Here is a 22,470-nt window from a genome sequence, read left to right as displayed (position 1 = left end):
CGATTTTGAGCGGATTCGCGGTGCGGCCCCGTTGATCGCCGCGGACCGGAACAGGAGTAGTCCCATGACGTCGATGACCGTCACCGATCAAAACGTCCCGTTCCTGCCCGAGGACGACACCTATCACCGGCTCAGTGACGACCCGTACGAGACCGAGACGACCTGGTGGTCGCTCAATGTCCCCGAACGGGGGATCGGCTCCTGGCTACATGTGGCCTACCTGCCGAACCAGGGGACGGTGATCTGGCGCGTCTTCGTGTGGGATCCGCGAGGTGCCGATCCCGGCCGATTGGCGTACTACAAGAACTCGGGCCCGCTACCCATGGCCGGCAATGCCGACCTCCGCGACATCGTGTTTCCCGCAGGTGGGTTCAGCGTCGAGACGTTGACACCGACGATGGACTACCACGTCGGCTACGCCGATCCGGAAGGCAACTTCTCGATCGAGTTCGAGCACCGCAGCGTGCACGCCCCGCAGCGGTTCATTCCCGGCGAGCCGCCGGCGCTGTACAGCCCGCACTTCGATCAGCTCGGGCACATCACCGGGGAACTCGTTCTCGACGGCGAGAAGATCGCGATCGACTGCCATTCGGTGCGTGACCGGACCTGGGGTCCTCGTGGCGGGCATCATGATTCGAGCCGCAAGAAGAGTATGTCGCCGGGGCGTATCAGGTGCGCGAGCCCGGCGGTCCGACCTGGCGTCAAGTGGAGCGGCAGCGCGGACGGGGGCGGGTCCAGTACATCTTCGGGCACACCGACGACCGGACCGGTTTCCTGAGCTTCGTGCGGCCGCAGGACGGCAACGCCGAGGGGTGGTCGCCGCTGAACGTCGGATGGCTGCTCCGCGATGGTGAGTTCCAGCGTCTCGACAAGACCAAGTCCGTCATGCGCAATTACCGCGATCCGAGGACGGGGTGGAGCGCGCACATGCAGGTCGAACTCGTCGATGTGACCGGGCGTGCGATGCAGGCCGAGGGCTTCACCGTCAGTCACATGTGCGAGAACGGCACGGGTTCGAACGCGCTGATGCGCCGGGAGTTCGACGGCAAGATCGGCTGGGGTGAAGATCAGGACGTGTGGAAGCCCGACCGCTGGGCGGCACTGATCTCCGCTCTGCGTGACACCGGACGCCACTGAGCCGTGGGTGGCGCGATGTGGCGGAAGTCAATGGCCGACTATGCCTCGAATACAGTCGGCTGACATGAGCGCAGACAAGATCGACGAATCCGGTGTCGGCGACATCAATCCCTGGGGCGGTCCCGATCGGCCGAGTCCGGCGCTTGCTGCCGCGTACGAGCGAATGACGGAGTCGCTGAGAAACTTTCAGAACATCGTATCCGCGGCGCGGCCGACAGCGGCGGTGGCGGACGAGATCTCCGGGATCCTCGATACCGCTGCCGGAGCGCTCGACGAGTTCGCGGTCGACGAGTCTGCTCAGATCGCTGGCCGGCAGACCAGGTATCCGGGCAGGTCGCAGGCCATGTCCCCGGTCTTGCGTTACAAGTCGCAGTCCATGGAGGAGGTGACCGGGTCGGTCGAGTTCGGCCGGTTCTACCTCGGTGGCAACGGTGCGGCCCATGGCGGCGCCATCCCGCTGTTCTTCGACGAGGTGCTCGGCCGTCTCGCGGGAGGGGGCAGGCCTCGATGTCGTACGGCCTACCTGCACGTGAACTTTCGCAAGATCACCCCGATCGAGCGGCCGTTGACGTTCACCGGCAAGGTCGACCGGATCGAGGGGCGCAAGTTGTTCCTGGTCGGCACGCTCAACGAGGGCGAAGATCTCCTTGCCGACGCGCAGGGCCTGTTTGTCACGCTCGAGCCGGGCCAGCCCTAGCGCTGTGCCCCGCCGCCGAGGCTTGCCTACATCGCTAACTTGGTATAGACACTGAGGACGGGCAATTGTCCGAACCCCGCCGGTGACGCGAATGATCCACGAGGCCGGGATCTCGCCCGGCGGGACTGTGCGTCCCTGTCCCGATGTGGCTCTCGAATCGGACGACATCGCGAGGCATTTCGCGGCAACCGGTCGGCAAGATTCGCAAGGCCGAATGCGCACAACGGCATTCGGCGGATGAAAGGTGATCCAGTGACCCCGGAAGGTACTGCGAACGTGCTGGTCTTCGGTGCTGGAGGATATCTGGGATCGGCGATTGTCCGACGCTTTGTGGCGGCCGGCCATCAGGTGACCGGCCTGGTGCGCCGCGAGGACGCTGCCGACCAACTGCGTGCTGTCGGTGCCGAACCCGTGCTCGGTGACCTCGGCGACATCGAGGCGGTACTGCCTCTGCTCGACGCCGCGGACACTGTTGTCTTCGCTGCGCAGCTGATGATGGAGGCCGAGCGGACGACGGTGTCGGCCATGATCGATCGCCTCGCCGGAACCGGTAAGGCCTTCGTGTTCACATCGGGGACCGGGGTGTTGTCACAGCGCACCGACGGCGAATGGAGCGAGGACACGTTTGCCGAAGACGACGACTTCGTGCCGTCGAAGTACATCGGCCGACGCAAGGACACCGAGGATCTGGTGCGCGCCGCATCCGCTACGGGCCTGCGCGCCATGGTGATTCGGCCCGCGATGATCTGGGGCCACGGTGGTTGTCCGATGCTGTCGGCCTTCCATGCGTCGGCGGAGAAGACCGGAACCGTCTGCTACGTGGGGCGCGGTCTCAACCTGTACTCGGGTGTCCACGTCGACGACGTTGCCGAGCTGTATGCGCTCGCGGTCGAGAAAGGGACACCGGGTGCGCTCTATCACGCCGTATCCGGTGAGACGAACTTCCGCACCCTCGCCGAAGCGGTGGCACGTAGCCGAGGAGTGCAGTCCCGCAGTGTCGACTTCGCCGAAGCGATCACCATCTGGGACAAGTTCACCGCACTGGTGGCGCTCAGTGTGTGCAGTCGGTCGCGCGCTCCACGTTCGCGGTCCGAACTGGGTTGGGCGCCGCATCCGGACCGGCTCGACATCATGGAGGACGTCGCTCATCCTGCCTATCGGTCGTAGGCCCGGCAGGTCCGCGGAGCCTGCGGATATTCCTCGGCGACACAACGGAGATCGGCCGTCCGCATGGCTTGTTCGGTGGCGATGAGGCCGACAGCGTTTGTTGCGGTCGGGCCGATCCCACCTGCGGCGGTCGGCGACGGGTACCCGGCCGAGTTTCCCGCTGCCGCAGGTGACGACCACTCGTCGGGCTGTCTACTCCTCGGTTCGTGGTGGTCTGCGGGGCGAGGGTGACGACTGAGGGATCCATGCCGCGATGCGGTCCCACAGAATAGTGCGGTTGCCCGCGAAATTGTGGCAGTGTGCGGATCCCTCGACGAGATGCAGGGTCACATCAGGGGAGAGACGGTAGTTGGCTGGCTCGGCATGCGGGTCCGGTGACATATCGAGCACCGCCCCGAGTCCGATGAACACCGGCACATCGATCGCCTTGGCGAACTTGGCGACGTAGCCGGGTGTGGTGACTTCGGATGCGGCGCGGACCGGGACCACGGACTCGACGGCATCGTCGGCCGCGATGACGTCGTCGGGGACGTCGGGGGCGTGGAAGATCGCGCGCAGGTGTGCGCGCGGGACGATGCATGAGTTGGCTTGGGGCACAACGCCGTTGAGCTCACGGAAGATGCGCTCACTCTCGGCGATGCGGTCTTCGAGGGCGGCGGCGTCATTGGATTCGTCGTAGACGTTGGTGATATCGACGCCATAGCCGAGCAGGACGAGCGCGGCGTAGGGGCGCTGCTGCGCCTGCACGATCGTGGTGAGGCAGGCCCCCATGGAGTGGCCGACGCCGATCAGCGGGATATCGAGTGGGGGCAGGCCTGCGCTGAGCGTGCCGGCGGCCACTCGTTGCTTGACCTGGTGTGCGACGGCGGCGTCCCCACGGGCGAGAAGTGACAGACCGACAGGCCCCGCGTCTGTCGGGTCACTGCTTTCTCCGACGCCCAGATGATCCAGGGCCAGGACGGCGAACCCGCGCCCGGCGAGGTGTTCGGCGAAACTGTATCCCCGCCTGCCGGGCACCTCGAGGTGCCAATAATGCCAGTCATAGGTGCCGCCGGCGAGGCAGACCAGCACGGCGGATGTGCGCTCGGGGTGCTCGGGCAGGAAGAGGCGGGCGGTCTGGGCGAGCGATGCCCCCGATCCGACGGCATCGGTGACGTCGAACGTGATCGGTGCGGTGAGATGGGCGGCGGTTCCGGACATGTCGGTTTGTCTCCTTGACGCGCTCGGTGGTGATCTAAACGCGGGAGACAAATAATACTTGGTGAGCTATCTCGCTGGAGCGGTTTGAAACCCCGGGCTTTCGGGCTCGCCAAAGGCGGCTCACCCCTTGGGATCCGCGCGGCGCGCATCGGCATCCTCAACGTGACCGGCCCGATGGTCAGCCAGGCGTGCGCCACCGCGGTGGCTGCCCTGCGTGCCGCGGCCGCATCGGTCACCACCGGGAGCGGAACCGACCTGGTGATCACCACCGACCGCACCAGCAACGGGCCCACCGTGGTCTATCCGCAGCCGTCGGCAGCCGGAGGCTCTCCCCAGGTGGAAGACTTCGTCCAATCGAACTTCGCACGTGATCCATGGGTCGGCACCTTGATGCTCGCCGCCGCGGAAACGGTCGCGCGCGAGCGAAGGATCAGTCGTGAGGAAGTCGACGGCATCGCGGCTCTGCGCTAGAGCAATATCAACGGGTGCTGGCCGACGAGCGGGCATTCCAGCAGAACTATATGGTCCCTATCGAAATGACCGTCGGCCGCAGATCCGTCAGTATCGTCGAGGACGCCGGTGTGCGCCCGGTCGATCGAGCCGCCATCTCGGGCTTGTCGCCCGCAGTGACCGAGGGCGTGCACACCGGCGCATCACAGACCCATCCTGCCGACGGTGCCGCCGACGCGCTGGTCACCACGGCAGGCACGAGCGCGTGAACTCTGCGATGGGCCGATCGTGCGAATCCTCTCCACAGGCTTTGCGCGCGTTGCTCCCACTCACATGCCGGAGGCACCAGTACCCGCGGCACGGCGAGCCCTGGACGCTGCGGGCCTCACCGTCCACCAGGTCGACGCCATCACCACAGCGGTCAACGACATAGTCTTCGCACGCGAAACCGGTGTCGATCCGGCCGAGATGAATTCCTATGGCTGCAGCCTGATTTGGGGGCACCGCAGGCGCCGACCGGGATGCGCGCGATCGCCGAACTCGTCACCGAGTTGACGGCCAGGGGGAGGAGGCATCGGCCTGTTCAGGCCCCAGCCTGCGACCGGGTGCCGGTCGATCATCCGCGTCGATGCCATCTGGCAATCTGTGTCGTGTGGGCGCCGCGCCTGGCGAGAAGGCGGACCGACCGCTCTCGATACCGGGTCCGGTCGTCCTGGTGGCCCGCAACCGGGAGAGGACAGAACAGTGACTGTTCGAGAAACCGTCCACGGGCGAGTGCTTGTCGTACACATGGAACGTGAGGCGAAGCGCAACGCCATCGATCGCGAGATGGCCGAGGGAATCAGTGCGGCGCTCGACCGGCTTGACGACGATGATCAGCTGTGGGTCGGTGTCATCACCGGCACCGAATCGGTGTTCTCGGCGGGCACCGACCTGGCCGGTGGGGGTAGCGCCGCGACCGAACGGGGCGGGGAATACGGACTGATCCGGCGGCAACGCATGAAGCCGTTGATCGCGGCCGTCGAGGGTCCCGCGCTCGGCGGGGGCTTCGAGATCGTGCTCGCCTGCGACCTCGTGGTCGCCTCGACCACCGCCCGGTTCGCCCTGCCCGAGACACGGCGCGGCGTGGTGGCGACCTCGGGCGCGTTGTTCCGGGCAGTCCGGGCGCTGCCGCCGCCGATCGCGAAACAACTGCTCATCACCGGGGCCGGATTGTCCGCCGAGCGGGCCCACCACTTCGGGGTGGTGAACACTGTGACCGAGCCCGGCACCGCGGTGCGCGAGGCGCTGGTGCTCGCGGAGGACATCTGTCTTTCGTCCCCGATCGCGGTCCGTCAGACCCTCGCCGCACTCGCGGACCAGTACGTGTCCGCGGACGAGATCGGCTGGGCGGCAACCGCGCACGCGATCGAGGTGGTCGCCCACTCGGAAGATATGCGAGAAGGTGTGCGGGCATTCTTCGAACGCCGCCCGCCGCAATGGACCGGGCGATGATGCCCGAGGTGAATCGGCCGAAGGTGGCAGCCGGATCGCTCGTGCGCCGGGACCGATCAGGGGATGCTGCCCCGGTACCGAGCTGAACGGTACGGTCCGGGCCAGCGCAGCTCCGATTTCAGCTCGACCGCCGCGCGGAACGGCCAATGCGGTTCCCGCAGTAGCTGCCGCCCGAACATCAGAGCATCGGCCGCGCCGTCGACCAGGAGCTGCTCGGCCTGGACTGCCTCGGTGATCAGTCCGACCGCGATCACCGGGATGGAGCTTGCCGCGCGTGCTGCGCGGGCGAACGGGACCTGGTAGCCCGGGCCCACGGTGATCTTCTGATGCGCGACCATGCCGCCGCTGGACACGTCGATCATGTCCACGCCGGTGCCCTCGAGTGCCGCGCACAGTCGTACGGTGTCCTCGACGGTCCAGCCGCCCTCGGCCCAGTCGGTCGCGGACAGACGTACGAACAGCGGCATCGACTCCGGGATCACCGCGCGGATGGCCGCGACGACTTCGTGCAGGATGCGGGTGCGGCCGGCGAAGTCGCCGCCGTAGCGGTCGGTGCGGTCGTTGCCGAGCGGGGAAAGGAACTCGTTGAGCAGATAGCCGTGCGCGGCATGGATTTCCAGGACCTGGAAGCCTGCCTCGACGGCGCGCCGCGCTGCCGCGGCGTAGGCGGCGACGATATCCGCGATCTCCTCGACGGTCAGCGCGTGCGGTTCCGGAAGTCCCTCGTAGGCGATGGCGGAAGGGGCCACGGTACGCCAGCCGCCTTCTTCCTCGGTGATCGCGTCGCGGCCCTGGGTCGGGATCTGGGTGCTGCCCTTGCGTCCCGCGTGCGCGAGTTGCATGCCGGGAATCGAGCCCTGCCCGACGATGAATCGGGTGATCCGCGACCAGCCCTCGGCATGTTCGTCGCTCCAGATCCCGGCGTCGGGAATGCAGATGCGTCCCTCCGGGAGCACCGCGGTTGCTTCCGACATCACCAGTCCGGCGCCGCCGCGGGCCATGCCGCCAAGATGGGCGAGGTGCCAGTCGGTCGGAATGCCGTTGTCGGTGGCGGAGTATTGGGCCATGGGCGCGACCCACAGCCGGTTCTTGACCGTGGCCCCGCGCAGGGTCAGCGGTGAGAAGAGCAAGCTTTGTGTCATGGTCGGGTATCTCCTGGCCTCGTCCTCGTCGGCGTGCGCGCCGACTGCTGACATTTGAAGGATAACTTAGTAAGCTTTGTTGACACAGTAGGCGACTACAGGAGGAACGGTGGATCTGAACGGGTTGACAACGGTCATCGCGGAGCTGAAAGAGCACGTCCTGACCATCACGCTCAACCGGCCGGATCGGTTGAACTCCTTCAACGACGCGATGCGCGCGGAGTTCAAGGCACTGTGGCGATTCGCCGACGACGAGGACGACGTGCACGCGATCGTGTTGCGGGCCAACGGTGATCGCGCCTTCTGTACGGGTGTGGACGTGAAGGAGGGGACCTACCTCGCCGACAACCCGTTCAGCAGGCAGGACCCCGGCGTCGATCTCTCGCCCAAGCAGAACGGCTGCTGGAAGCCGCTGATCTGCGCGGTGCACGGCATGGTCGCCGGTGGTGCCCTCTACTGGCTCAACGAGGCCGACATCATCATCGCAAGTGACGACGCACAGTTCTTCGATCCGCACGTCTCCTACGGCATGGTCGCGGCCCTGGAGCCGATCGGGCTCGCGCATCGCATCCCGATCGGCGAGGTACTGCGGATGGTGCTGCTCGGACTCGATGAGCGCATGTCGGCCGAGCGCGCCCAGCAGATCGGCTTCGTCAGCGAGATTCTGCCGCGCGAGCAGCTGTGGGATCGTGCGCAGGATCTCGCCGAGCGGATCGCCGCCAAACCGCCGGCCGCGATACAGGGCAGCATCCGGGCGATCTGGGAGTCCCGCGACACCGGTCGCTCGAGCGCCCTGGCCACCGGCATGACATACACGATCATCGGCAACCCGATCGGGCAGGAACAGGTCGTGCGGTCCGAGGTGCCCACCCGCAAGTACGAGGTTCGCTGACCGCCGGGTCGCGGCAGAAGGAGTAGCTGGATGGACTACGGAATGAGCCCCGAGCTCGAGCAGTTCCGCCGCGAAGTGCGGGAATTCGTCGAGGCCAACGCGCCGGCGATCCCGCCGAAGGCCGGTGTGCGCAGTGCCGAGAACCGGGCCGAGCACACCTTGATCACCGAGTGGATCGGCAAGCTGTTCGCCGCCGGATACATGGGCGGGGACTGGCCGGAACAGTATGGGGGACAGGGGGGTTCGTACTCGGCCGAACGTGATGTGGTGGTCGGGGAGGAGATCGCGCGAGCCCAAGCGCCGCACTTCGCGGGCGCGGGCAGTCTGGTCTCGCATGCTCTGATCGATTTCGGCACCGAGGAGCAGCGTCAGCGCTACCTGCCGGGCATCCGCTCCGGTAAGGACACCTGGTGCCAATTGTTCAGCGAGCCCAGCTCTGGCAGTGATCTCGCCTCGTTGCGCACCAAGGCGGTGCGGACCGAGGCAGGAGTCTTCCGGGTCACCGGTCAGAAGGTGTGGACCACCAACGGGCACTGGGCCGATTACGGTTACCTGCTGGCCCGCACCGATCCGGACGCGCCCAAGCACAAGGGCATCAGCGCCTTCATCGTCGATATGAACCTGCCCGGTGTCGACGTGCGTCCGCTACGCGAGATGACCGGAACGTCGGACTTCAACGAGGTATTCCTCGATGACGTCGAATTGCCCGCCGACGCTCTGATCGGCGAGTTGAATTCCGGTTGGGCCATTGCCAATTCGAGCCTCGGGCATGAGCGCAGCGGTGTTGCAACGAGCGTTGTGCGGCTACGGCAGAACGTGGATGCGCTCGAGGATCTGGCAAAACGAACCGACCGGGGCGGACGCCCGGCCATCGAGGACGGTGCGGTCCAGGAGCAACTGGGCAAGTTCACCGCGGAGGTCGAGGCCCTCTCGGCGCTGGTATACGCCAACATCAGCCGATGGTCGCGCGGCACCGAGCGAGTACAGGACGCCCCCATGGCCAAGCTGATGTTCAGCGAACTGGGCGTGGACATTTCGCGATTCGCACTGGAGTTGAGCGGCGAGGCGGGCATCCTGGTCGAAGGTGATGCCGGTGCCGTCGACCACGGCCGGTGGCAGGACGAGTTCCTCTACGCGCGCGCATACACGATCGCCGGTGGAAGTTCGGAGATCATGCGCAACATCATCGCTGAGCGGGGGCTGAAGATGCCCCGCTGACCGCGCATCCGATCAGGCCGTCACTTTTATGCCGACGACGTCCACATGCGAAAATGGTGATCCGCGAAGTGGAGGGAGACGGCTATGGGTGGCCTGTGCATGTGGGGCGCCCGACCGGCGCCGACGGGGAACAAACCCGAAGGCGCATTCGGACTGCCGCTATGAACCATATGGCGGACGTCGGCTATGCCAATGCCACGATGAAGGCGATCGCCGAACAGGCCCATCTGACGAGCGCGGGGATCTATCACCACTTTCGCTCGGAAGAGGCCCTGTTGTCGACACCCTCGAATCGATGCTCGATGAAGTGACGCGCAGGCTCGAAGCCGCGGCGGCTGTCGAATCGACGCTGGTCGGCCGCCTCACCTCGATCCTCGAGGAAGCAATCACCTGTGTCGAGGACTATCCGTCGCTGACCCGGTTCGAGGCCAGCATCTGCTATGAGACGAGTCGGCACCCCGATCTGTCCGCCGTCCGTGCACGCCGTCGCGAGTCCGAGTCCGAGCTGTACTTCACCCTTGTCGACGACGCCATAGCAACCGGCGAGCTACCGTCGAACGTCGATCGCCAGGTGCTGGTCGATGTCTTGTTGGCGATCTCGCTGGGACTCACCCACCTTTCCGCGACGTCGTCCGGCGAGCGGCATCGTGCGGCTGTCCGTGCGTTCTAACTGAGCGATCAGTTAGTGATTCAGCTCACAATTGTTGGTCGCCCATCTATTTCCGCACGGAGGCACGAGTGACTGGGGGTCGCCGCCATCGCCCGGCCCGGCAGCGATGCCACGATCCTGACCTACGGCAGGCAGGTCGTCGAAAGCCTCGCGGCCGCAGAGACATTGGCGAAGGAAGGCATCGATGTGGAAGTGGTGGACCTTCGCACACTGCGGCCGCTCGATGTAGCGACCATCCTCGCCTCGGCGAGCAAGACGAAAAGGGTGGTCGTCGTCCACGAGGCAGTACGCCGTAACGGCTTCGGTGCCGAGCTGGCCGCGATCGTGCAGGAGGAGCTGTTCGGCGAGCTGGCGGGCCCTGTGCTGCGTGTGACGGCCCCCAATACTCCGGTGCCATATGCCGGAATTCTCGAGCAGGCATTCCTGCCCGGCCAGGACAAGATCGCCGCCGCGGTCCGATCCCTCGCGGGCTGAGTACCGGCGCAGCCACCATCTATCGAGGAAAGCGCACCGTGGAAATCAAGATACCGCAGCTGGGAGTCACGATGACCGAAGGCGAGATCACCGAATGAATTGTCGAGGACGGTGATTCGGTCCAGCCGGGGGACGCGATCTATACCTTGGCGACGGACAAGACGGAAACCGACATCGAATCCCCGGCGGCCGGCACGATCCGGATACAGGGAGAGGTCGAGCGGGTCTATCCCGTGGGAACCGTTGTCGGCAGGATCGAATAGCCGGAAGGAAACGCATGCACCGGAACACTGTGCACGGATGATCCGCACAGTCCGGCGATGTCGCCGCCACCCGTGCCTGCGGCGCACGCCGGACTGGACGGGCCTCGAACCGCAGGTCACGAGCGTTGAAACAGTGTGGCGGAAACACGGACCGGTCAGCCGGGGTTGTTCTCGCCGGTGGCTTTCATGTGGCGGAGCGGGTCTCGCGCTGCTGCCTCGTCGAAGTCCAGAACTTCCTGACCGGCGAGCCGGGCGGTCGATGCGGCGGGGTATCCGGCGTAGCCTGCCGCGTGGTATACGACTTCTTCGAGTTCGTCTCGTGTGATTCCGTTTCGCAGTGCGATCGGGAAGTGCACTTTTATTTCTTCGGTGGCGCGCTGGGCGATGAGGATTCCCAGCGTCACGAGGCTACGTGAACGCCGGTCCAGGCCGGGGCGCGCCCATAGTCCCCCGAAGACATGGTCGAGGCTCAATTCGCCGAGTTCGGCGGCGAATCCGGAGGTCTGGACCCGATCGTTGTCCGTGCCGAGCATTTCCGGGAGCATCTCTTGGAGTACTTCGAGCGCTTTCGCGCGATTGTCGGTCATGCATTACTCCTTGTGGGGTTCGTTTCGCCGAGGACGGTCAGGGCATTCCTGCGCGCAGGGTGAATCCTCCGTCGACGGGCAGGACGGTTCCGGTGATGAATGCGGAATCGTCGGTGGCGAGGAACAGGGCCGCGTTGGCGATGTCCTGGCTTGTGCCCTGGTGTCCCATGGGGACCAGGGCCGCCCGTTGGGCGGCGACGGTTTCGCGGTCCGCGCCGCTGGCACGTGCGACCGAGTCGACGCCCATCGGTGTGTCCATCATGCCCGGCGCGATGCAGTTGACCCGTATGCCGTGGGGCGCGTATTCGATGGCGAGACAACGGGTCAGCGAGTGCACAGCGGCCTTGGACGTGCTGTAGGTGATGTTGTCACCGGCGTACAGCAGACCGGCCATCGACGAGATGTTGATGACGGCGCCGGTTCCTCGCTCACGCATATGGGGCAGAACGTATTTGCACGTGAGCCACATGCCCGTGAGATTCACCTCGAAACCTTGACGCCATTTCTCGGCCGAGATCTCCTCCGTGCGTCCGGCCGGGACGATGCCGACGTTGTTGTGCAGCACGTCGACCTGTCCGTATGCCCGCACCGCTGCGTCGAGGATGCCCGCACAGTCCTGCTCGACGGTGATGTCCGCGCGGTGCGAGGCGGCGGATCCGCCTTCTGCGCGAACGAGTTTCGCGGTTTCTTCGGCCGAATCGGCATCTCGGTCGACGACCAGTACGTTCGCTCCGTGGCGTGCGAAGGTCAATGCCACGGCACGTCCGTTGCCGAGTGTGGCGCCCGGGGTCTGGCCGCCACCCACGACGACCGCGGTTTTCCCTTCGAGTTTGTGACTCATGTCTTCTCCTGGTTTCGTATCATCGCCTGTGTCCGGTCACCAGGTGACCGGTAGTTCCGCGAGGCCGTAGGTCAGCGCGTCGTTGTGGAAGTGCAGCTCGCTTTCGTCGACGGCCAGGCGCAGCTCGGGCAGGCGCTGGAACAGGATCGGCCAGGCGACCTGCATTTCCACTCGGGACAGGTTCTGGCCGAGGCACTGGTGGACGCCGAAGCCGAATCCGATGTGCTGGCGCTGTACCCGGGTGATGTCGAGGGTCTCGGGGTTGTCGAAGACCGCCGGGTCGCGGTTGGCGGCGGGCAGATTGCAGATGATGCCTTCACCGGCGCGGATGAGCGTGCCGCCGATTTCGGTGTCCTGCAAGCAGACCCGGCGCGGTTCGGTCTGCACCATGCTCCAGTAGCGCATCATCTCCTCGACACAGGTCCCGGCGTACTTGTCCGGGTCGGAGAGCAGAATCCGGCGCTGTTCCGGTTCCCGCATCAGGGCGAGAATGCCCAGGCCGATCATGTTGGCGGTGGTCTCGTGCCCGGCTCCGATCACGAGCATGCCCAGGCGGATGGCGTATTCGAAGTCGAAATCGTGCTTCTCGTCGACGTGCACGTTGACCAGGCGGGAGAGCAGGCTGTTGTCGGGCCGGCTGCGTTTGCGCTGTGCGTGCACCTCCAGGACGTCGTGCATGTCCTGCATGGCGGAGAGCTTCTCTTCTTTGGTGACGCTCAGCTGGACAGTTTTCTTGGAGGCTTCGTGCACGCGGGGACTGTCGGCGGGCGGCACACCGAGCACCTCGCAGATGACGACCGTGGGCACGGCGAGTGCGAAGTGTTCGATCAGGTCGACCGGGCGCTCGAGCGCCTCCAAGTGATCGATGAGCTCATGGGTCAACTCGACGATCCTGGGGCGAAGGGTCTGCGAACGCTTCGCGGTGAAGTCCGGGTTGAGGATTCGCCGGGTCGGCATGTGCTCGGCGCCGTCCTTGCGGAAGAACAGGTCGCCCTCCACGTGGGGCTGGGCGTCGCTGCTGTTCGGGAATCCGGGCAGGGTGACATCGGCGCCGAAACGGTCGGGGGCGCTGAGTACTTCGCGGATCTGGTCGTGGCGGGTGATGAGCCAGGGCTGGTCGCCGTTCCAGATCTGCACCCTGCGAGGGGCGCCTTCGTCACGAAACTCGACCGCGCGTTCGGGCGGGGCGAACGGGCATCCGCGGTGCAGTGGGAACTGGGGTGCCGGGGCTTGTTCGGTGGTCGTCAAGGCTGCTCCTAGGGACGGGATGGTGGTCAGGGGGCTGTGATGTGCGCGGTCGCTGCGGTCGCCCATTCGGTGCGGTCGCTGACCAGAGATCGAAGGCCCCGCAGCGGGCCGACCATGTTGACGCCGATCGCAGCGGTCACCCGACCCTCGCGTGCGCACAGGGCGGTGGACTTGCGGTCCGCAATGGTGCCGTCGACGACACGCATCCGCTCGGTGTCCCGGCTGAACCCGTGGATCTGAATTTCGAGGTCGTCGTACTGGTCGGACCAGACGTAGGGGACGGAGACGGCCGGCTACCGAGTCGCAGCTCGATCCCGAGGTTGTCGTAGATCTCGGCACCCCGCAGAGCGAGCTGGCTGCGGTCCCAGCTGCCCGACAGCAGCTGTTTCGACAAGGGCGGCCGATCGTAGAGCAGATGGGGTTCGGCGCCGACCAATGTGATTCGGCCTTGATAGCCGGATTGGCGAAGACCCGCGACGGTGGCCAGTCCGGCCGCCCACGCGCCGACGATGAGAACCTCGTCTGGTGTCGTGGTCATTCGTGGACCGCGATGGCCGCACCGGGGCACAGATTCGCGGCGTTGCGGGCGTTCTCATGCTCGCCCGGGCCGGGGTCGGCGTCGAGCAGGACGACAACACCGTCCTCGTCGCGCTGGTCGAAGAGTTCCGGGGCGGCCAGTACGCATTGTCCGGCACCGCAGCACTTGTCTTCTTCGATGGTGATCCGCATGGGTTCTCCTGGTGGGTTCGGATGACTCGGGCGCCACGTATTTACAGATATAAATTTACACTCGTTTACTTACCCGGCAAGTGCTGGACCACACGCGTGCTTGTTCTGTACGTCACAACTGCGGTGTGCGAACCTGGGACAATGGCTTCATTCGTCGATTCACCCGGTTCGCCCGAAGCTGCCGCTGTCGGCAGGGTGCGCAACGCCCGTGGGACGGGCGCGAAGCTGCGCACGGAGATCCTCGACGCGATGCTGCGGCTGATCGCCGACGAGGAGCGAATGAGCCCCATCCCGCTGTCTCTGCGTGAGGTGGCCAAGGAAGCGAACATCACCGCTCCGGCCATCTACCGCCACTTCCCCGACAAGGAGACGTTGGGGCGCGCGGCCATCCATTCCCTGTTCGAAAAACTGCTGGAGCAAATGGACCGTGCGGCGCAGGACGCGGCCGAGCTGAGGCCCGCTGCCCGGTTCGCGGCGGTCGCCCACGGCTACTGCCGGTTCGCACAGGAGAATCCCGTCGGATTCCGGTTGATCTTCAACGTCCCCCCGGCGGATCTGGCCGATGGCGGCCCCAACGCCACCGATGTGGCCCAGCGTTGGCACATGGCGGTGACCTGGCTGGCCGAGGAGGGCATGCGAATGACGCAGACGCCCTGGGAAGGCGCGATGTCTCTGTGGTCGGCCGTACACGGCCGATTGATGCTCGACATGTCGGTGCGCGATATGTGGCCTCAGGGCAACGTGCACCAGTTCATCGATGAACTGACCCGTTCGGTCACGAACGTCACCTAGCCATTGCCTCGAACGATTTCCGAGACAATGGCTGGTGCCGACAGCCATGGAACATGGCGATCGGGCGGAACATCATCCTTCGGGCGTGGCCCCGAAGGATGCCGCAAAGATCGGTCGATCAGATTTGGCTGGACCGCAATGCGGCAGCGAACTCCAGTTGCAGGCCGGGCGTCGGGATGCCGATGTTGTTGATCTCGTACCGCGTGACGACGTCGCCGACTCGGTCGAGTAGTGCTTTTGCCGCCCCCTCGGGTGTGCCGACGACCGCGAACAGGTCGAGGATGTCGTCGTCGATCAGCGTTCCCATCTCGGACCATTTATCCGCGCGGTCGCTCTTCGACAGTCGGGTCAGCTCCTCGCCGAGTTCGCCGAGACCATGGACCTCCAGCACCGGGCGGTAAGCCGGCGTCGAACCGTAGAAGGCGATCTGTCGGCGAACCGCGGTCATCGATGTGGACAGTGCCTCCTCGGTGTGTCCCAGGGCTGCGAACGTCGATGCCACGATCTCGGGTGCGGCGGCCGGAGCATCGGGTGCCGCCCGGCCGGTCGCCAGGGCCGGCAGGGTGATCTCACGCAGATATCTGTCCGTCGTAAAGGCGTGCAGCAGTAGGCCGTCCGCGACCGCGCCCGCGGTCTCGGTCATTTTCGCGCCTACGCCCGCGAGCAGAATCTTCGGGTCGGTTTGCTCGGTCGCCGGCGTGAACATCGGTGTCATCAGGGTGTGCGAGTAGAACTCGCCCTGGAAGTTCAATTTCTCGCCGGTGGCCCAGGCTGACCAGATGGCGCGCATGGCCGAGACGAATTCGGCCATCCGTGCGGCCGGGGAACTCCACGGCATCGAGAAGCGGCGCTCGATATGGGGTTTGATCTGGCTACCCAGGCCCAGGGTGAGTCGTCCGCCGCTGTAGTCCTGCAAGGCGCGTCCCTGTACGGCGAGCGTCATCGGAGATCGCGCGAAGGCCACGACGATATTGGTCAGCAGGTCGACGCGCTCGGTGACCCCGGCCGCAATCGTCAAGTGCAGCAATGGATCCGAGACGACCTCGCTGTAGGAGACGCCGTCGAATCCGCTCGACTCGGCGTTCCGGGCCATGGCCGCGACATCGGCGAGGGCGCCGGTGGGGGAGGACAGGGGGAGGTCGACCTTCATGATTCTCCGGTTCGTGAAATGAAGCATCCGCACCGGCCCGGGGCCCGATGCGGATGCGCGTCGTATTCGGTTGTGCTACTGGGTTTCCGCGGTGTGGGCGCGGGCGAGGGTCAGGCCCTCGTCGCGGGTGGGGGCTTCGACGTCCCAGCGGCCACAGGTGCAGTGGCACAGGTACTTTCCATCGACGGGCAGGATGGACTGGGCATCGCAGTAGCCCGAGGCGGCGGCCATGTCGGCGAAGAACTCGGTCGGCAGGTCGTAGAGAACGCTGTCTTCCATGGGGTGTTCTCGATTCTGTCGGGGACGGCCGCCGTCAGGCCGTCGCTGCGGCCGGGTTGAGGGTGCCCGGGGCAGGCGGCAGCGGGGCGTCGGGGAACAGTTCCCGGAATGCGCCGAAGGTGATCCGGTCGCGGGTGGCCTGATCGACATTGTCGAACAGATGGTGGAGGGTCTTCTGGGTGTGGCCGTAGGTGCCCTCCATGTGCGGGTAGTCGCTGCCCCACATCACGTTGTTGAAGCCCATGGCGGTCATCGCGTGCACGGCCGATTCGTCGTGCTGGAACGACGCGTACACCTGGGAGTAGATGATCTCCTTCGGCGAGCGGTTCAGCTTCGGGCGCACCACCTGGGAATGCTGGCGGTAGCCCTCCTCCATCCGATCGGCGATGAACGGTACCCAGGTCGCACCGCCTTCGGAGACAAGGACTTTCAGGTTCGGGTGCCGGTCCAGCGCTCCGGAGGCGACCAGTTTCATCACCGCGCGCTGGCCGCCGAAGGTGGTCTCGGTGTAGTTCAGCACCGCGCCTCCGGGTCCCCGGTACATGACACCGGCCGCGCCGCCGCTGGCCATATCGATCGGCTCGGTGCCGATGTGGAACGAGATGACCATGCCGATGTCCTCGGCGAGCGCCCAGAACGGTTCCCACGCGTCGTGGTTGTAGTCCTTCTGCTGCGGGTGCGGGGCGACGGTCAGGAAGACGGCCTTGAAACCCAGTTCGCCGCAACGCTTCAGCTCGGCGCACGCGTCCTCGATGGACAGGGTCGAGACCTGAGCGGTGGGGAGCAGGCGTGGCGAGTAGTCCATGATGACCTCTTTGGCCCAGTCGTTGGACGCCCGGGTCGCCTCCCGCAGCACCTCGGGAGTGCGGAACGACGACGCCCACATGCCCAGCGACGGGAACACCAGCTCCGACCAGATGCCCTCTTCATCGAGGTCCGGCAGGCGCTTGGTCACATCGGCGGAGCCGGGCGCGCGGTGACTCGCGGCGAAGAACTCCTCCTGGGAGATCGTAGGCAGTCGGCGCCGGAAGGCCTGCCCGTCGACGAACACGGTCTCCCACTTGCCGTCGGGGTCCTTCTCCGACCGGGGGACGAGTTCGGCCAGCCGCTTGGGCAGCCGGCTGCGCCACAGATCCTCGGGCTCGAGGAAGTGCGAGTCCGCCGAGTTCGCCCACAGCTTGATTGTCATGTGATGCCTCCTGATCTCTCCACCGTGACGGTGAGAGGAAATGCGCGGCTGATGTGGGACGGATGCGTCCCCGGGTCGGCCACAACGATCCCGGTCGTCGGGAACCGCTCCGTCTGGCCAGAATCAGTTTCTAGAATGGTATTTTAGAATGTAAGGTGATTATCACCACGGAGAGTGGGAGAAGTCAAGGCGCGGATCTCGGGCGACGGAGGATCGATGACGGATACCAAGGGCCGCACCCGCGGCTGGACGAGTTCGCCGGAAACCAAGGACCGGGTACTCGATGCCGCCGCGGAGATCTTCGGCGAACGTGGATTCACCGCGGCGACCATGGCCGATATCGTCGACAAATCCGGAGTCAGTGTCGGCAGCATCTATCACCACTTCGGCGGTAAGGCCGAGGTCTTCCTGGCGATCTGGAGCGATCTGGTCGAGCAGATCGACGGGCGGGTGCGGGAGGCCGTGGAGTCCGCGCGCGCGGATGGTGTCGACAACCCGATGCAGTTGTATGGGGTGAGCACCCGGGCATATCTGGAACTGTTGTGGGAGAACCAGTCCCGGGCCCGGGTGGCGGCCATGGGCGATACGCCACCGGGTTTCGACGCGATCCGCCGGGGCCAGGCGCGCCGGGGTGGCGACCACGACATCGCACTACTCGGCCTGGGGTCCTCGCGCCGGGAGAAGCTGCTCCGTGACTTTCTGCTGGCGATGCGCGCGGAGTCCGCCCGCGTGGTGCTCAAATGCCGCACCCGTGCCGAACTGAACGAGGCGATAGATACCGCGATCGAGTACCTCGAGTGCCTGGATCCCGCGAAATTCGGGCTGGGCGTGCGGCGGGCGTGAACCGGCACCGGCTCGCCGGCGAGCCGGAACTCGAACCTGCCGCATGGCGGAATGCGTTGTCGCTCAGGCGCCTACGAGCCGTCGGCGGTGCCAGCTCACCGAACCGTTGAGCAACTCGTCCACCTTGATCCGGCGGGTCAGCAGATGCAGGTCGTGCTCCCAGGTGAACCCGATCCCGCCGTGCACCTGCAGGGCGATCGAGGCCACGGTGCTGGTGGCTTCGCCCGCATAGGCCGCCGCCGCGGAGACCGCGGTGCTGCGGGCGGCGGCGTCGCTTCCGTCGAGTGCGACCGCGGCGGCCCACAACGACGCCCGGGACGCCTCGGTCCGCAGGGCCATATCGGCGCAGTGGTGTTTGACGGCCTGGAACGAGCCGATCGGCTGACCGAACTGGGTGCGCTGACCCGCATACCCGACCGTCTGTTCCACCAGACGCTCGGCAGCGCCGAGCGCGTCCATCTTCCGGTAGAGGGCCAGGGCATCCGCGAGATACGCGACGGTCCCCGTCGGGACACTCGTCCAGCGCTCGGCGGGCACCGCCAGATCGAGGTCGAGGATCGACCAGGACCTGGTGAGGTCGAGTGTTTCCAGGGTGCGCACACCGGCGCCTTCGCTTCCGGCCGCGATGTGGACGAGAATTTCGGTGCGGTCGGAAGATGTTGCGGCGAGCAGGAATCCGGTGGCGTCGAGCAGTGCTGTGGCAGGTGTGGTGGAGCCGCTGATGCGCAACTGCTCGCCGACGGTCTCGGCGGTGAGGGGGGAGCCGTCGACCGAGGCGAGGACCAGCGGAATCGACTCGGTGCCGTTCGCGTTCGCCTCGGCCTGCGCGGCCAGCGGGTGGTCGAGCTTGGCGAGTTCGGCCGTGGCCAGGGCCAGCTCGGCGAGTGGTACGGCGCTGGCGGCTCGGCCGTGTTCTTCGACCAGGACCGCCAGATCGACATGGGTGCCACCCATGTCGGCGGTGAGCAAGCCGATGAGCCCCGACTCCACTACGTGTTGCGTGGCGATGTCGGGCACTCGCGCCGGACCATCGTCGATGGTCGGCCGTCGCGCCGCGATCGGGTCGTGTTTGGCCAGCCATGCGCGCTCACTGGCGGCCAGGTCTTCCTGTTCGGCACTCAATGCGAAATCCACGACGTTCCTCCTTTGAATGTTGACCTAGTTAACCATGTCAGCTATCTTCTGAATAGAGCATACGACAGCCGGGATTCCGGACTGCGTGATCACGGCGATCGATACGGCCGGGAGCCGGAGTGCGGCGCCCCGGCTCGGTGGCCCGCTACCGCAAGAGTGGGAGGAAAACAATGACGAGCATCAGAGGCGCGTTGGCGCGGCTGTGGGAGGCCGACGACGACGCGCCCATGATTCAGCAGGGTGACACCTGGTTCACCTGGGGGGAGGTCCGGGCACTTGCGGAGACCCTGGACACCGCACTGGCCGAGGCCGAGTGCAACGAGGGCAGCAGAGTCGGCGTGGTGCTCGACAATCGGATGGAGTCGATCGCCGCGCTCATCGCCATCCTGGGCAAGGGGCGCACAGTCATCACCCTCAACCCGATGCAGCCGGCTGCGCGGCTGACCGCCGATATGGCCAATGCGTACCCCCGTGCTGTTCTGGCATCCGAATCTCTGTGGAGCGAACCGTTGTTCCGGTCCGCGGCCGAGAAAGGCGGCATGATCGGATTCGCCGTCGACGGCCAGCAGGTCGCCGCCACCACCGAGGCGACCGCGGCCACCCCGCCCGAGAGTGACGGCGAGATCGCCGATCCGGTGGGCGTGGAGATGTTCACCTCGGGCACCACCGGCCCGCCCAAGCGGATTCCGCTCACCTGGCGTCAGCTCGAGGCCGCGCTGACCGCCGTGCACGGCCATACCGGCGCGGCCGGCCCGCCCGACCGCAAGCTCCTCACCGGCCGTGTCGCGCTGGTCACGCTCCCGATCGTGCATATCGGCGGTCTGTGGGGTGTGTTGCAGAACCTTGCCGAGGCCAGGCCGTTCGTGATGCTCCCGCGCTTCACCGTCGAGGGCTGGTGCGCGGCGGTCAAAGAGCATCAACCGAAGGTCGCCGGTCTGCCGCCGGCCGGAATGCGTGCGGTGATCAGCGCCGACGTCCCGGCCGAAGATCTGGCCAGTCTGCGTGCGATCACCGCGGGAACGACATTCGTCAACCCGGACCTCGCCGACGAATTCACCGCCAAGTACGGCATCCCGGTACTGATCATGTACGGGGCCACCGAGTTCTCCGGCGCGATCGCCGGGTGGACGAAACCGATGCATGCACAGTGGTGGACGAAGAAGCGTGGCAGCGTCGGGCGGGAAATGCCGGGAGTGAAGCTCCGGGCGGTCGCCGAGGACGGCACGGTCCTGGCGCTCGGTGAGTCCGGGCGGCTCGAGGTCAGCTCCAGCCAGACCGGCACCGGCAAACACGAATGGGTTCGCACCTCGGATCTCGGCCACCTCGACGAGGACGGATTCGTCTATATCGACGGTCGCGCGGATGATGCGATCATCCGGGGCGGATTCAAGATTCAGCCCGAAACCGTCGCCGAGGCGCTGCGCGCGCACGACGCGATCCTGGACGCCACGGTGTACGGCCGCGACGACGAGCGACTCGGAAAGGTGCCCGTCGCGGTCGTGGAGCTACGCGAGGGCGCCACGGAGGTCCCCGAGGCCGAGCTGAAGGCATTCTGCCGTGGCCAGCTCACCGCCTACGAGATCCCGGTGCGGATCTACACGGTGCCCGAGTTGCCGAGAAGTGTGTCGCTGAAGGTGGATCGGCGTCGCCTGCTCGAAATGGTCGGGGCGATAGACGAATCCGCGTCGGTGCCAGCGGTCGCATCGGGAAGGTAGCCACAGATGCAGCGAGAAATCTTCGAAGCCGAACACGACCAGTACCGCGAGACGGTCCGTGAATTCCTGGCCCGCTACGCGACTCCCCATCAGCGGCAGTGGGAGTCCGACGGCATCATCGACAAGCACTTGTATGTCGATGCTGCCAAGTTCGGAGTGATCGGCTTCTCGGTTCCGGAGGAGTTCGGCGGCGGCGGGGTGGCGGGCGATTTCCGCTACAACGCGATCGTCGCCGAGGAGCTGGCCCGGGCGTCCTCGGGCGGTCCGGCCTTCACCCTGCAGAACGACGTGCTCGCCCCCTACATGCTCGAGCTCACCAACGACGAGCAGAAGGCGCGGTGGCTCCCGGCGTTCGCCAGTGGTGAGCTGGTGGTGGCGGTTGCGATGACCGAACCGGGCGCGGGCAGTGACCTGCAGGGGATTCGGACCTCGGCGCACAGGGACGGCGACGACTGGGTGCTGACCGGATCGAAGACCTTCATCTCCTCCGGTATCCATGCCGACCTGGTGATCGTGGTCGCTCGCACCGACCCCGATGCGAAGGCCAGCGCAGCGTTCACCCTGCTGGGTGTCGAGCGTGGGATGGCCGGGTTCACCCGCGGCCGCAACCTCGAGAAACTGGGCATGCACTCCCAAGACACCGCGGAACTCACCTTCGATCAGGTGCGGGTCCCGTCGACGAATGTGATCGGTGAGGTCGGCAAGGGATTCCTGCACCTGATGCGCAACTTGCCGATGGAACGGCTGTCCATCGCGGTCACGGCCGTCGCCTCGTGCCGGACGCTGCTGGATATGACGCTCGAATATGTGAAGTCCCGCAAGGCATTCGGGACAGCGATCGGGTCCTTCCAGGCGAACAAGTTCGAGCTGGCGACACTCGAGACGGAGGTCGATCTCGCCCAGGTGTACGTCGACCGGTGCATCACCGCGTTGAACGCGGGCACTCTCGACGGCACCGATGCCGCCAAGGCGAAATGGTGGACCACCGAACTGCAGCAGCGCCTGATCTACACCTGTCAGCAGCTGCACGGCGGCTACGGATTCATGATGGAGTATCCGATCGCCAAGGCCTACGCCGACGCTCGGATCCAGACGATCTATGGCGGCTCGACTCAGATCATGAAGGAAATCATCGGGCGCTCGCTCGGACTGTAGAAAG

The 22,470-nt window shown here is 65.9% G+C and carries 28 protein-coding genes and 2 pseudogenes; 18 read left to right on the top strand and 12 right to left on the bottom strand.

Annotated elements, in window-relative coordinates:
* Nucleotides 1–64: 64 nt before the first annotated feature.
* The 4 genes from NM2_RS01670 to NM2_RS01660 all read left to right on the top strand — a co-directional run bounded on the left by NM2_RS01670 (nucleotide 65) and on the right by NM2_RS01660 (nucleotide 3,001).
* Nucleotides 65–778, top strand: coding sequence for a DUF7064 domain-containing protein (locus NM2_RS01670; RefSeq protein ID WP_245717787.1), 714 nt, complete (start codon nucleotides 65–67; stop codon nucleotides 776–778).
* A gap of 5 nt (nucleotides 779–783) precedes the next feature.
* Nucleotides 784–1,137: a hypothetical protein gene (locus NM2_RS51270; RefSeq protein ID WP_245717786.1), complete on the top strand. Its 354-nt coding sequence runs from the start codon at nucleotides 784–786 to the stop codon at nucleotides 1,135–1,137.
* A 64-nt stretch (nucleotides 1,138–1,201) separates the two neighbouring features.
* On the top strand, nucleotides 1,202–1,834 hold the full coding sequence (locus NM2_RS01665; RefSeq protein WP_245717785.1) for a hotdog fold domain-containing protein: 633 nt from the start codon (nucleotides 1,202–1,204) through the stop codon (nucleotides 1,832–1,834).
* 252 nt (nucleotides 1,835–2,086) lie between these two features.
* Nucleotides 2,087–3,001: an NAD-dependent epimerase/dehydratase family protein gene (locus NM2_RS01660; RefSeq protein WP_245717784.1), complete on the top strand. Its 915-nt coding sequence runs from the start codon at nucleotides 2,087–2,089 to the stop codon at nucleotides 2,999–3,001.
* A gap of 192 nt (nucleotides 3,002–3,193) precedes the next feature.
* On the opposite strand, the gene NM2_RS01655 is transcribed toward NM2_RS01660, so the two are convergent.
* Nucleotides 3,194–4,201, bottom strand: a complete 1,008-nt coding sequence (locus tag NM2_RS01655) for an alpha/beta hydrolase (RefSeq protein WP_067662818.1) — start codon at nucleotides 4,199–4,201, stop codon at nucleotides 3,194–3,196.
* Between the two features lie 84 nt (nucleotides 4,202–4,285).
* Here NM2_RS01655 and NM2_RS01650 point away from each other — a divergent pair, with 84 nt between their 5' ends.
* The 4 genes from NM2_RS01650 to NM2_RS01640 all read left to right on the top strand — a co-directional run bounded on the left by NM2_RS01650 (nucleotide 4,286) and on the right by NM2_RS01640 (nucleotide 6,145).
* Complete coding sequence (locus tag NM2_RS01650) at nucleotides 4,286–4,672, top strand: beta-ketoacyl-[acyl-carrier-protein] synthase family protein (protein WP_157120831.1); 387 nt, start codon at nucleotides 4,286–4,288, stop codon at nucleotides 4,670–4,672.
* Between the two features lie 14 nt (nucleotides 4,673–4,686).
* The gene (locus tag NM2_RS01645) at nucleotides 4,687–4,920 is read left to right on the top strand and encodes a hypothetical protein (protein WP_067662812.1); all 234 of its coding nucleotides are present in this window, start codon (nucleotides 4,687–4,689) and stop codon (nucleotides 4,918–4,920) included.
* Nucleotides 4,877–5,206, top strand: a complete 330-nt coding sequence (locus tag NM2_RS52870) for a hypothetical protein (RefSeq protein ID WP_369690291.1) — start codon at nucleotides 4,877–4,879, stop codon at nucleotides 5,204–5,206. Before NM2_RS01645 ends, NM2_RS52870 begins: the two co-directional genes overlap by 44 nt.
* Nucleotides 5,207–5,395: 189 nt before the next feature.
* Nucleotides 5,396–6,145, top strand: coding sequence for an enoyl-CoA hydratase-related protein (locus NM2_RS01640; RefSeq protein WP_084530369.1), 750 nt, complete (start codon nucleotides 5,396–5,398; stop codon nucleotides 6,143–6,145).
* Nucleotides 6,146–6,201: 56 nt separating this feature from the next.
* Here the strand turns inward: NM2_RS01640 and NM2_RS01635 are convergent, their stop codons facing one another.
* Nucleotides 6,202–7,287 (bottom strand): NADH:flavin oxidoreductase/NADH oxidase, encoded by a 1,086-nt coding sequence (locus tag NM2_RS01635; protein WP_067663285.1) that lies wholly within the window; start codon nucleotides 7,285–7,287, stop codon nucleotides 6,202–6,204.
* Nucleotides 7,288–7,396: 109 nt separating this feature from the next.
* On the opposite strand from NM2_RS01635, the gene NM2_RS01630 reads away from it, so the two are divergent.
* The 6 genes from NM2_RS01630 (at nucleotide 7,397) to NM2_RS51265 (ending at nucleotide 10,804) form a co-directional block, all read left to right on the top strand.
* The gene (locus NM2_RS01630) at nucleotides 7,397–8,179 is read left to right on the top strand and encodes an enoyl-CoA hydratase/isomerase family protein (protein WP_157120830.1); all 783 of its coding nucleotides are present in this window, start codon (nucleotides 7,397–7,399) and stop codon (nucleotides 8,177–8,179) included.
* 30 nt (nucleotides 8,180–8,209) lie between these two features.
* The gene (locus NM2_RS01625; RefSeq protein WP_067662806.1) at nucleotides 8,210–9,397 is read left to right on the top strand and encodes an acyl-CoA dehydrogenase family protein; all 1,188 of its coding nucleotides are present in this window, start codon (nucleotides 8,210–8,212) and stop codon (nucleotides 9,395–9,397) included.
* Nucleotides 9,398–9,450: 53 nt separating this feature from the next.
* A complete protein-coding gene (locus NM2_RS52510; RefSeq protein ID WP_281182368.1) occupies nucleotides 9,451–9,708 on the top strand; it encodes a TetR/AcrR family transcriptional regulator in 258 nt (85 codons plus the stop codon).
* Complete coding sequence (locus NM2_RS50815) at nucleotides 9,693–10,067, top strand: hypothetical protein (RefSeq protein WP_218025821.1); 375 nt, start codon at nucleotides 9,693–9,695, stop codon at nucleotides 10,065–10,067. The genes NM2_RS52510 and NM2_RS50815 overlap by 16 nt, the downstream gene beginning before the upstream one ends.
* A 72-nt stretch (nucleotides 10,068–10,139) precedes the next feature.
* Nucleotides 10,140–10,541: a transketolase C-terminal domain-containing protein gene (locus NM2_RS01615; RefSeq protein WP_084530368.1), complete on the top strand. Its 402-nt coding sequence runs from the start codon at nucleotides 10,140–10,142 to the stop codon at nucleotides 10,539–10,541.
* A 98-nt stretch (nucleotides 10,542–10,639) separates the two neighbouring features.
* A complete protein-coding gene (locus tag NM2_RS51265; RefSeq protein WP_281182375.1) occupies nucleotides 10,640–10,804 on the top strand; it encodes a lipoyl domain-containing protein in 165 nt (54 codons plus the stop codon).
* A 155-nt stretch (nucleotides 10,805–10,959) separates the two neighbouring features.
* On the opposite strand, the gene NM2_RS01605 is transcribed toward NM2_RS51265, so the two are convergent.
* From NM2_RS01605 to NM2_RS01585, 6 genes and pseudogenes are all read right to left on the bottom strand, one after another.
* Nucleotides 10,960–11,391 carry a carboxymuconolactone decarboxylase family protein gene (locus NM2_RS01605; RefSeq protein ID WP_067662790.1) on the bottom strand — a complete coding sequence of 144 codons (432 nt, stop codon included), beginning with the start codon at nucleotides 11,389–11,391 and terminating at the stop codon, nucleotides 10,960–10,962.
* A 37-nt stretch (nucleotides 11,392–11,428) separates the two neighbouring features.
* Nucleotides 11,429–12,232 carry an SDR family NAD(P)-dependent oxidoreductase gene (locus tag NM2_RS01600; RefSeq protein ID WP_067662787.1) on the bottom strand — a complete coding sequence of 268 codons (804 nt, stop codon included), beginning with the start codon at nucleotides 12,230–12,232 and terminating at the stop codon, nucleotides 11,429–11,431.
* 36 nt (nucleotides 12,233–12,268) lie between these two features.
* Nucleotides 12,269–13,480, bottom strand: a complete 1,212-nt coding sequence (locus NM2_RS01595) for a cytochrome P450 (protein WP_067663279.1) — start codon at nucleotides 13,478–13,480, stop codon at nucleotides 12,269–12,271.
* A gap of 26 nt (nucleotides 13,481–13,506) precedes the next feature.
* Nucleotides 13,507–13,743: pseudogene (locus tag NM2_RS01590) on the bottom strand (oxidoreductase C-terminal domain-containing protein); the annotation flags it as partial.
* A gap of 77 nt (nucleotides 13,744–13,820) precedes the next feature.
* Nucleotides 13,821–14,018 (bottom strand): annotated as a pseudogene (locus NM2_RS52505) (FAD-dependent oxidoreductase); the annotation flags it as partial.
* Nucleotides 14,015–14,209 carry a ferredoxin gene (locus NM2_RS01585; RefSeq protein ID WP_040831085.1) on the bottom strand — a complete coding sequence of 65 codons (195 nt, stop codon included), beginning with the start codon at nucleotides 14,207–14,209 and terminating at the stop codon, nucleotides 14,015–14,017. The pseudogene NM2_RS52505 and the gene NM2_RS01585, both read right to left, overlap by 4 nt.
* Before the next feature lie 141 nt (nucleotides 14,210–14,350).
* Here NM2_RS01585 and NM2_RS01580 point away from each other — a divergent pair, with 141 nt between their 5' ends.
* Nucleotides 14,351–15,001 carry a TetR/AcrR family transcriptional regulator gene (locus NM2_RS01580; RefSeq protein ID WP_040831086.1) on the top strand — a complete coding sequence of 217 codons (651 nt, stop codon included), beginning with the start codon at nucleotides 14,351–14,353 and terminating at the stop codon, nucleotides 14,999–15,001.
* A 118-nt stretch (nucleotides 15,002–15,119) separates the two neighbouring features.
* Here the strand turns inward: NM2_RS01580 and NM2_RS01575 are convergent, their stop codons facing one another.
* From NM2_RS01575 to NM2_RS01565, 3 genes are all read right to left on the bottom strand, one after another.
* Nucleotides 15,120–16,151 carry a TIGR03617 family F420-dependent LLM class oxidoreductase gene (locus NM2_RS01575; protein WP_067663276.1) on the bottom strand — a complete coding sequence of 344 codons (1,032 nt, stop codon included), beginning with the start codon at nucleotides 16,149–16,151 and terminating at the stop codon, nucleotides 15,120–15,122.
* 75 nt (nucleotides 16,152–16,226) lie between these two features.
* The gene (locus tag NM2_RS01570; protein WP_067662780.1) at nucleotides 16,227–16,430 is read right to left on the bottom strand and encodes a hypothetical protein; all 204 of its coding nucleotides are present in this window, start codon (nucleotides 16,428–16,430) and stop codon (nucleotides 16,227–16,229) included.
* Between the two features lie 34 nt (nucleotides 16,431–16,464).
* Complete coding sequence (locus NM2_RS01565; RefSeq protein ID WP_040831090.1) at nucleotides 16,465–17,619, bottom strand: amidohydrolase family protein; 1,155 nt, start codon at nucleotides 17,617–17,619, stop codon at nucleotides 16,465–16,467.
* Between the two features lie 216 nt (nucleotides 17,620–17,835).
* Here NM2_RS01565 and NM2_RS01560 point away from each other — a divergent pair, with 216 nt between their 5' ends.
* Complete coding sequence (locus NM2_RS01560) at nucleotides 17,836–18,462, top strand: TetR/AcrR family transcriptional regulator (RefSeq protein WP_067663273.1); 627 nt, start codon at nucleotides 17,836–17,838, stop codon at nucleotides 18,460–18,462.
* A gap of 63 nt (nucleotides 18,463–18,525) precedes the next feature.
* Here the strand turns inward: NM2_RS01560 and NM2_RS01555 are convergent, their stop codons facing one another.
* Nucleotides 18,526–19,596 carry an acyl-CoA dehydrogenase family protein gene (locus tag NM2_RS01555; RefSeq protein WP_067662776.1) on the bottom strand — a complete coding sequence of 357 codons (1,071 nt, stop codon included), beginning with the start codon at nucleotides 19,594–19,596 and terminating at the stop codon, nucleotides 18,526–18,528.
* 170 nt (nucleotides 19,597–19,766) lie between these two features.
* Between NM2_RS01555 and NM2_RS01550 the strand changes: the two genes are divergently transcribed.
* Nucleotides 19,767–21,311 carry a class I adenylate-forming enzyme family protein gene (locus tag NM2_RS01550; RefSeq protein ID WP_067662774.1) on the top strand — a complete coding sequence of 515 codons (1,545 nt, stop codon included), beginning with the start codon at nucleotides 19,767–19,769 and terminating at the stop codon, nucleotides 21,309–21,311.
* 6 nt (nucleotides 21,312–21,317) lie between these two features.
* Nucleotides 21,318–22,466: an acyl-CoA dehydrogenase family protein gene (locus NM2_RS01545; protein ID WP_067662771.1), complete on the top strand. Its 1,149-nt coding sequence runs from the start codon at nucleotides 21,318–21,320 to the stop codon at nucleotides 22,464–22,466.
* Nucleotides 22,467–22,470: the final 4 nt, after the last annotated feature.

This window comes from Nocardia miyunensis NBRC 108239, assembly GCF_001613065.1.
Classification (GTDB): Bacteria; Actinomycetota; Actinomycetes; order Mycobacteriales; family Mycobacteriaceae; genus Nocardia; species Nocardia miyunensis.
The sequence above is the reverse complement of the archived record's forward strand: the minus strand, read 5'-3'. Positions and strand labels throughout refer to the sequence as shown.